The 7,433-nt window shown below is 65.3% G+C and carries 6 protein-coding genes and 1 pseudogene; 4 read left to right on the top strand and 3 right to left on the bottom strand.

Annotation, left to right across the window (positions count from 1 at the left end):
- The 3 genes from rplJ to JHC99_RS16090 all read left to right on the top strand — a co-directional run.
- The coding region (rplJ, locus tag JHC99_RS16100; RefSeq protein WP_292155562.1) for a 50S ribosomal protein L10 at window positions 1-464 on the top strand (464 nt) is incomplete at its 5' end.
- Window positions 465-527: 63 nt separating this feature from the next.
- Window positions 528-914, top strand: a complete 387-nt coding sequence (rplL, locus tag JHC99_RS16095) for a 50S ribosomal protein L7/L12 (RefSeq protein ID WP_271144958.1) — start codon at window positions 528-530, stop codon at window positions 912-914.
- Window positions 915-1,056: 142 nt separating this feature from the next.
- Window positions 1,057-1,737, top strand: coding sequence for a type 1 glutamine amidotransferase domain-containing protein (locus JHC99_RS16090; RefSeq protein WP_292155559.1), 681 nt, complete (start codon window positions 1,057-1,059; stop codon window positions 1,735-1,737).
- 39 nt (window positions 1,738-1,776) lie between these two features.
- Here the strand turns inward: JHC99_RS16090 and JHC99_RS16085 are convergent, their stop codons facing one another.
- Complete coding sequence (locus JHC99_RS16085) at window positions 1,777-2,073, bottom strand: iron chaperone (protein WP_292155557.1); 297 nt, start codon at window positions 2,071-2,073, stop codon at window positions 1,777-1,779.
- A gap of 50 nt (window positions 2,074-2,123) precedes the next feature.
- Window positions 2,124-4,091, bottom strand: a complete 1,968-nt coding sequence (locus JHC99_RS16080; protein ID WP_292155556.1) for a peptidase M61 — start codon at window positions 4,089-4,091, stop codon at window positions 2,124-2,126.
- A 195-nt stretch (window positions 4,092-4,286) separates the two neighbouring features.
- Here JHC99_RS16080 and JHC99_RS16075 point away from each other — a divergent pair, with 195 nt between their 5' ends.
- Window positions 4,287-7,136 (top strand): TonB-dependent receptor, encoded by a 2,850-nt coding sequence (locus tag JHC99_RS16075; RefSeq protein WP_292155555.1) that lies wholly within the window; start codon window positions 4,287-4,289, stop codon window positions 7,134-7,136.
- Between the two features lie 74 nt (window positions 7,137-7,210).
- Here the strand turns inward: JHC99_RS16075 and JHC99_RS16070 are convergent.
- Window positions 7,211-7,433 (bottom strand): annotated as a pseudogene (locus JHC99_RS16070) (acetyl-CoA carboxylase biotin carboxylase subunit); the annotation flags it as partial.

The raw sequence follows: 7,433 nt of genomic DNA, 5'->3' as shown, positions 1-7,433 counted from the left end.
CCGACGCCGGCGCCGTGGTCGTGACCCACAACCTGGGTCTGACCGTTGCGGAAATGGAAGACCTGCGGGGCCGTCTGCGCACCGCGGGCGGAGCGTTCAAGGTGGTCAAGAACCGCCTGGCGCTGAAGGCGCTCGACGCGTCGGAAGGTTCTGAACACCACGCCCTGTTCAAGGGTCCGGTGGGCATCGCCTTCGCGCCCGACGCCGTGACCGCCGCCAAGGTCACCGCCGAATTCGCCAAGGGCAACGACAAGTTCGTCGTTCTGGGCGGCTTCATGGGTGACAAGGTTCTGGACGCGAAGGGCGTGGAGACTCTCTCCAAACTGCCGTCGCTGGATCAGATCCGCGCTTCGTTCCTCGGCCTGCTCTCGACGCCTGCGACCCGCGTCGCCGGCATCGTTCAGGCTCCGGCCGCCCAACTGGCCCGCGTGTTCAACGCGTACGCCACCAAGGACGCCGCGTAAGCGACCCTTCTTCCATCTCTGCAAACCTCTACTGAACCCCATCCTCCGAAGGAAAATCTGATCATGGCTGACCTGTCCAAAATCGTCGAAGACCTGTCCTCGCTGACCGTCCTCGAAGCCGCCGAACTGTCCAAGCTGCTGGAAGAAAAGTGGGGCGTCAGCGCCGCTGCTCCGGTCGCCATGATGGCCGCTGCCGGTGGCGGCGCCGCCGCTCCGGCTGAAGCCGCCGAAGAGCAAACCGAGTTCACCGTCATGCTCGTCGACGGTGGCGACAAGAAGATCAACGTGATCAAGGAAGTCCGTGGCGTGCGCTCGGACCTGGGCCTGAAGGAAGCCAAGGACCTGGTCGAAGCCGCTCCGACCGCCGTCGTCGAGAACGTCTCCAAGCAAGTCGCCGAAGAAGTGAAGAAGAAGCTGGAAGAAGCCGGCGCCAAGATCGAAATCAAGTAAGCTTCGATCACGACCTTCGGGTCGAAAAGCGAAACTTCTGCAGGCCCGATGGGAAACCATCGGGCCTGTTTTCGTTTGGCCGGTGGCGATCGGGGGGCGAGCCCCCATCTGTCGCCTCCCTCGCTCGAAAAAGGACGGCCCCATGAAGATCCTGATGGTTCTCACCTCGCACGATCAGCTCGGCAACACCGGCAAGAAGACCGGCTTCTGGCTGGAAGAACTGGCCGCCCCCTATTATGCGCTCAAGGACGCCGGGGCCGAGATCACCCTGGCCTCGCCCAGGGGTGGCCAGCCCCCGCTCGATCCCAAGAGCGATGACGCCGACGCCCAGACCGACGACACGCGCCGGTTCAAGGCCGATACCGAGGCGCAGAAGGTCTTGGCCACCACCGTCCTGCTCTCAAGCGTCGAGGCCGCCGACTTCGACGCCGTATTCTATCCCGGTGGTCACGGCCCGCTCTGGGACCTCGCCGAGGATGCAAAGTCCATCAGCCTGATCGAAGCCTTCGTGAAGGCCGACAAGCCCGTCGCTGCGGTTTGTCACGCGCCCGGCGTGCTCAAGAACGTCAAGACCGAGGCCGGCGAGCCTCTGGTTCAGGGCCGGGCCGTTGCCGGCTTCACCAACACCGAGGAAGAGGCCGTCGGCCTGACGGATGTGGTGCCCTTCCTGGTCGAGGACATGCTGACGGCCAACGGCGGGCGTTACGCCAAGGGCGAAGACTGGGCCTCGTTCGTCCAGGTCGACCGCAAGCTGGTGACGGGCCAGAACCCGGCGTCTTCGCGTGAGGCGGCCGAGGCCCTGCTGACCCTGCTCAAGGCCTGACAGCGGGTGGTCCACGGGGCGCGCACCCGTGGACCACCTCTACCGCCCGTACTGTCGCGCCAATTCTTCGGCCACCTCGCCAATCAGGTCGAGCGGCAGATCCTCCCTGTGAGGGAAAGACAGATTGCCTTTCGGCCCCCGATAAGGCTCCAGCCGCGCGACCAGGTCGGCGGGCTCGCGAACCGGCGGATAGACGCCGATGTGGCCCTTGAAGGCGGCGAAGTAGATGAAGACGCGACCCCTGCGAAAGGCCGGCATCTTGTAGGCGATGCAGCGTTCGGTGCCCGGTACGCGGCGCTCGACCTCGGCCTGGATCGCGACCAGCCGCTTGCGCACCTCAGGCGGGGCCGCGTCGAATAGCGTTTCGTGCGTCGGCGCGTCCAGAACTACCGCCGTCGCGCCGCGAAGATGTCGCCCAGCCGGTCCGGCGTGCCCTCGACCCGCTCCAGCCGGGGGTAACGCAGGCCGCCGTGATAGTTCAGCGCCACGGTGCGGAAGCGCGTGCCGTTCTTCAGGATCAGGGTGATCGGGGTCTCGCCGCCCTTGGCCGCCGTGACCGCATCGCGCAGCACCTCGGCCGAGGCCGCTGTGTCGTTGACCGCGATCAGGTCCCAGCCCGCGCCGATCCCTGCCTCATAGGCCGGGCTGCCCCACAACACATTGCCCAGCCGGAAAGTGGTCCCGGTCAGGGTGAAGCCCAGCGAATACTGGAAATCGGTCGCCCAGCCCGACTGCACCCTCTTCTCAAGCGCGGTCGGGGTGTCGGTATAGACCAGCCGGTATCCGCCCCGTGTGATCCCGTCCAGCGGGGCCTCGGCCTCTGGCCCCACCGCGTCCAGCCGGCTGCGCAGGAAGGTGGCCCAGTCGTGGGCGTAGACCGCGTTCAGGGCGGCGACCAGGTCCTCGAACGTGTATCCGCGCGGGGTGAAGACGCCGTCCTCGACCCCGAAGAAGGCCTTGGCGAAATCGTCGAGCGACTTCTTGTCCGCCGTGCCCTCGCGGATCAGGGTGTCGGCATCCAGCCAGATCAGCGCGCTCTCGCGGTAATAGTCGCCGGTGCCGCGCATCCACGACGTCCACAGGCCGGGCACGCGATAGCCGAGCAGATTGTGGTTGTTGGTGTCCTGCAAGGCCCGCCACTCGCGGCCCGGCTGGTTCTGATAGAAGGCCGCGACCCCGGCCAGGCCGATCAGGGCCTCGTCCTTCGAGTGCAGGCCCGACCGCGCGGACAGGATGTCGCCCCAGTACTGGGTCTGGCCCTCATAGACCCACAGCAGGGTGTTCTGGGTCGGGACGTTGTAGTTGGCGGTCAGCTCATCGGCCGGCCGCATGAATTTGCCGTTCCAGGAGTGGGTGTATTCATGCGGCAGCAGCGCGCGCGAACCGGCGCTCTTGTCCCAGGCGGTGAAATAGTCGGGGGCCTGGGTGTTCTCCGACGACCGGTGATGCTCCAGCCCGATCCCGCCCAGCTGATCCGTCAGCCCCAGCAGGAACTCGTACCGGTCGAAATGGCGTGAACCGAACAGCCGGTCGGCCTGGGTCACCAGGTTCTCGTAGAAGCCCAGCTGCTCGGCCGTCGGCGCGATGTTGCCGGGCCGGTCGGCGACGATGTTCAGGTGAACCCTGTCCCCCGTCGGATCGATGTCGATCCGGCGATAGTTGGCCCCGGCGAACATCGGGCTGTCCACCAGGGTGTAAAGGTCCACGGGCGCAAAGGTCGCTACTCCGCCCTCATAGCTCTCGGTGGTCAGGGCAGTGCCGTATCCCCATCCGGTCGGCAGCTTGATGGACGGGGCCACCGTGATCCGGTTCGACGCGTATCCGGCCGGATACAGGATCGCCTTTTCCCACTGCATGTTGACGATGGCCGGGGTCATGGTCACGCGCCAGACGGCGTTGTCCGGCTGGGTCAGCCACTGGAAGGCGACCTCGATCTCGGTGACGCCCGCCGGGACATCGAGGTGAAACGCAAAGGGCTCGACGGTGTCGCGCACCCATTCGATACGGCTTCCGCCGCCCGTGACCGTCAGCCCGGCGATCAGCTGGATCGGCCCGGTGTCGGCGTGGTTGCCCGGCAGATATTTGGGATAGAGCAGGGTCATCGGCCCGGCGTTTGCGACCGGGATCGTCTGGCGCACGCTGACGATCCGGCGATCCAGGTCGGTGACGTCGGCCTGATACCGGATCACTCCCGGGTAATCGACGTCGGTCCGGACCGGCGGGATGGCAACCTGGGCCGCGGGCAGGGCGAGCGCCGCCTGGGCCGGGTCGGTGATCACCGCCGTCTGGGCGTGGGCCGCTGCGGCGGCGAGACTGGCGACAAGACCGAGGGCGAGGGGCAGGGAACGCGACATGGCGACTTTCAGATTGCGACGACCGCTTACCGTCCCTGTTCGGCGCTGACGGGTCAAGCGCGGCCGCCGACGTCAAACCCGCTGCGACACTATGTTGCCACCATTGGATTTTCGTGCGACCTTGCAAATGACACCGGTATCACCGGAAGGTTCTGGCGGGCAACGATCCCGTCGCAACACCCTGGGGAGGGACATATGCGCAAGATCACACACACCGCCGGACTCCGTCTGGCATCGGTTTCGGCTATCGCCCTGCTGATGGGTGCCGGCGCGGTTCACGCCCAGACCCAGCCCGACCCGGACGAAGATGCGACTGCGGTGGACGAGATCGTCGTCACCGGCTTCCGGGCTTCGCTGGCTGCAGCTCTGAACATCAAGCGGCGCGAGGCGGGTGTCGTGGACGCCATCTCGGCCGAGGACATCGCAGACTTCCCCGACACCAACCTGGCCGAGTCGATCCAGCGCATCCCCGGTGTCTCGATCGACCGTGACGCCGGCGAGGGCCGTTCGATCACCGTGCGCGGTCTGGGGTCGGATTTCACCCGCACCCGCATCAACGGCATCGAGGCCCAGGCCACGACGTCTGCCACAGACTCCTCGGGTGGCGCGAACCGCGGCCGGGGGTTCGACTTCAACGTCTTCGCCTCCGAACTCTTCAACAACATCACGGTCAGGAAGACTGCCTCGGCCGAGGTCGAGGAGGGCTCGCTGGGCGCCACGGTCGATCTGCGCACCAGCCGTCCGTTCGACTATCAGGGCTTCACCGCCGCCGCCTCGGTCCAGGGCGGCTATAACGATCTGTCCCAGTCCTGGAGCCCACGCTATGCCTTCCTGGCCTCCAACACCTTCTTCGACGGACAGTTGGGGGCTTTGGCCTCCTATGCCTTCAGCAAGAAGGACTCGATAGAGGAAGGCTTCTCCTCGGTGCGCTGGGGCCCGGCCAACGGCGACGGCGGGTTTTCAAACCCTGCGGCCCTGCCGGGCGGCGCGACCTCGGCCGGCGTCGTCTACCATCCCCGCATTCCCCGTTACGGCCGTCTGACGCACGAACAGGAACGCACCGGTGCGACCCTGTCGCTGCAGTTCCGGCCGTCCAACGGCAAGACGCTGATGACGTTCGACAGCCTGTATTCCAACCTGGACTCGACCCGCCGCGAAAACTTCCTCGAAGCCTGGTCCTTCAGCCGCGCCGCGTCGGCGGGTGGCAAGCCCGAGGTCGACATTCTGGAAACCGTCGTCGATCCGACGACCGGCGAAATGGTCTATGCCAGGTTCAACGACGTCGATATGCGGACCGAGAACCGGTTTGACGTCCTCGAGACCGAGTACAGCCAGAACACCTTCGCGCTGGAGCAGGAGTTCACCGACAACTTCAGGTTCAGCGGCACGATCGGCCGGTCGAAATCCGAGTTCGCCAACCCGCTTCAGGTCAACGCGATCATCGATCGCCAGAATACCGCCGGTTACAGCTGGGACTTCCGCGAGAACCGCAACCTGCCGCTGATCAACTACGGCTTCAACGTCGCCGACCCCAACGCCTGGAGCATCACGGGACCGACCGGCCTGCTCAAGTCGGAACTGCGTCTGACGACCAGCTACCAGACCAACATCTACGAGACGGGCGAAGGCGCGTTCGAGTGGAACGTCACCGACGTCTTGACCCTCAAGGCGGGCGCGAGCCGCAAGAAATATTCTTCGAACGGCACCGGCTATAGCCGCAACCTCGGCAACAACGACGCCCCGGCACTTCCCGCCGGCACGACGATGGCCTCGGTGACGCAACTGCTGACCGGGTTCGGGCGCAACTTCGACCTGCCGGCGGGTTCGGCGACATCGTGGATCATCCCGGACCTTGAAGCCCTGCGGAACATCTACAAGTGGGATTGCAACTGCAATACTGGTGTTCCCGGCGGGGACTTCCGTCTGCTCGGGCTGGACAACACTGCCGCGTTCGCCAATTTCCGCGAGATTACCGAGACCGACACCGGCTACTGGGTGCAGGCCGAGTGGGACACCACCCTGCTTGGCATTCCATTCCGCGGCAACGTCGGCGTGCGTCAGGTCAAGACCGAGCTGGAAGCCCTGGGCTTTTCGAACATCGGTAACGTCGCCGTCCCGACGCCGGGCTCCAACGAGTACGACGACACCCTGCCGTCCTTGAACGTGGCGATCGAACCCGTCGAGAATCTGCAGATCCGCTTTGCGGCGTCCAAGGTCATGGCCCGCCCGCCGATCACCAACCTGGTCCCGGTCTATACGCTCAGCGCGCTCAACGCCCCCAACCCGTCGGCATCCCTGGGTAACGTCGCGCTGGAGCCCTATCGCGCCAAGACCTACGATCTCTCGATCGAGTGGTATTTCGCGCCGGAATCCCTGCTGTCCTTCGCCTATTTCTACAAGGACATCTCCACCTTCGTGCAGACCACGGCCACCACTCTGACCTACGCCCAGCTGACGGCCATCGACCCGGTGGCCTTCCCCGTCGGAGCCCGCACGGCGACCTTGAACCACGTCTTCACCACCCAGGCCAACACCGAAGGCGGGCCGCTCAAGGGCTTCGAGATCAGCTACCAGCAGCCGTTCCGCTTCCTGCCGGGCTTCCTGTCCAACCTGGGCACACAGCTGAACTACACCCATGTCGAGAGCCAGATCGACTACTGCGTGACCTCGGCCTGCGCTGCCTTCGTGACGGCGGACCTGGTCAACCTGTCGCCGAACGCCTGGAACGCCACCCTGTACTATGACGACGGCAAGCTGAACGCTCGTGTGTCGGCCGCCTACCGCGATGACTATTTCCAGCAGGTGCCCGCGCCCAACAACGGCACCGGGTTAATCGCGGTCAACGGCAAGAGCGAGACCACCTCGATCGACGCCTCGGCCTCCTATGCCCTGACCGACAACGTCACGGTGACGGTCGAAGGCATCAACCTGACCGACGAGCCGAACCGCCAGTACCACGGCGACCTCGGTGCCGCGCGCAACTCGACCTATGTCTATCATCACACCGGCCGTCAGGTGTTCATCGGCGCCCGCTACAAGTTCTAGCGCCGAAGGCATCGGACCAAGAAAAAGGGCGGCGGGGTTTTCACCTCGCCGCCCTGTTCGTTTGTGCCGGGGTTTCAGCCCCCGGCTTGCCGCTTGGCCCATTTCTCGAGCCAGTGGATGTCATAGTCGCCGGTGACGATATCGGGCTCGTTGAGCAGCTTCTGGAAAAGCGGAATGGTCGTGTCGATGCCGCCGATGACCATCTCGTTCAGCGACCGCTTCAGGCGCGCGATGCACTCGTTGCGGTCGCGGCCGTGGACGATCAGCTTGCCGATCAGGCTGTCGTAATAGGGCGGG

Origin of the sequence: Brevundimonas sp., assembly GCF_016463485.1 — a bacterium.
Classification (GTDB): domain Bacteria; phylum Pseudomonadota; class Alphaproteobacteria; order Caulobacterales; family Caulobacteraceae; genus Brevundimonas.
This window is presented reverse-complemented; position numbering and strand designations above follow the sequence as displayed.

What these genes read in the sequence shown, in the direction of transcription:
- JHC99_RS16080 (WP_292155556.1), bottom strand. Translation starts at nt 4,091, where the DNA reads ATGTCGCGTTCCCTGCCCCTCGCCCTCGGTCTTGTCGCCAGTCTCGCC.
- JHC99_RS16090 (WP_292155559.1), top strand. Translation starts at nt 1,057, where the DNA reads ATGAAGATCCTGATGGTTCTCACCTCGCACGATCAGCTCGGCAACACC.
- JHC99_RS16075 (WP_292155555.1), top strand. Translation starts at nt 4,287, where the DNA reads ATGCGCAAGATCACACACACCGCCGGACTCCGTCTGGCATCGGTTTCG.
- rplL (WP_271144958.1), top strand. Translation starts at nt 528, where the DNA reads ATGGCTGACCTGTCCAAAATCGTCGAAGACCTGTCCTCGCTGACCGTC.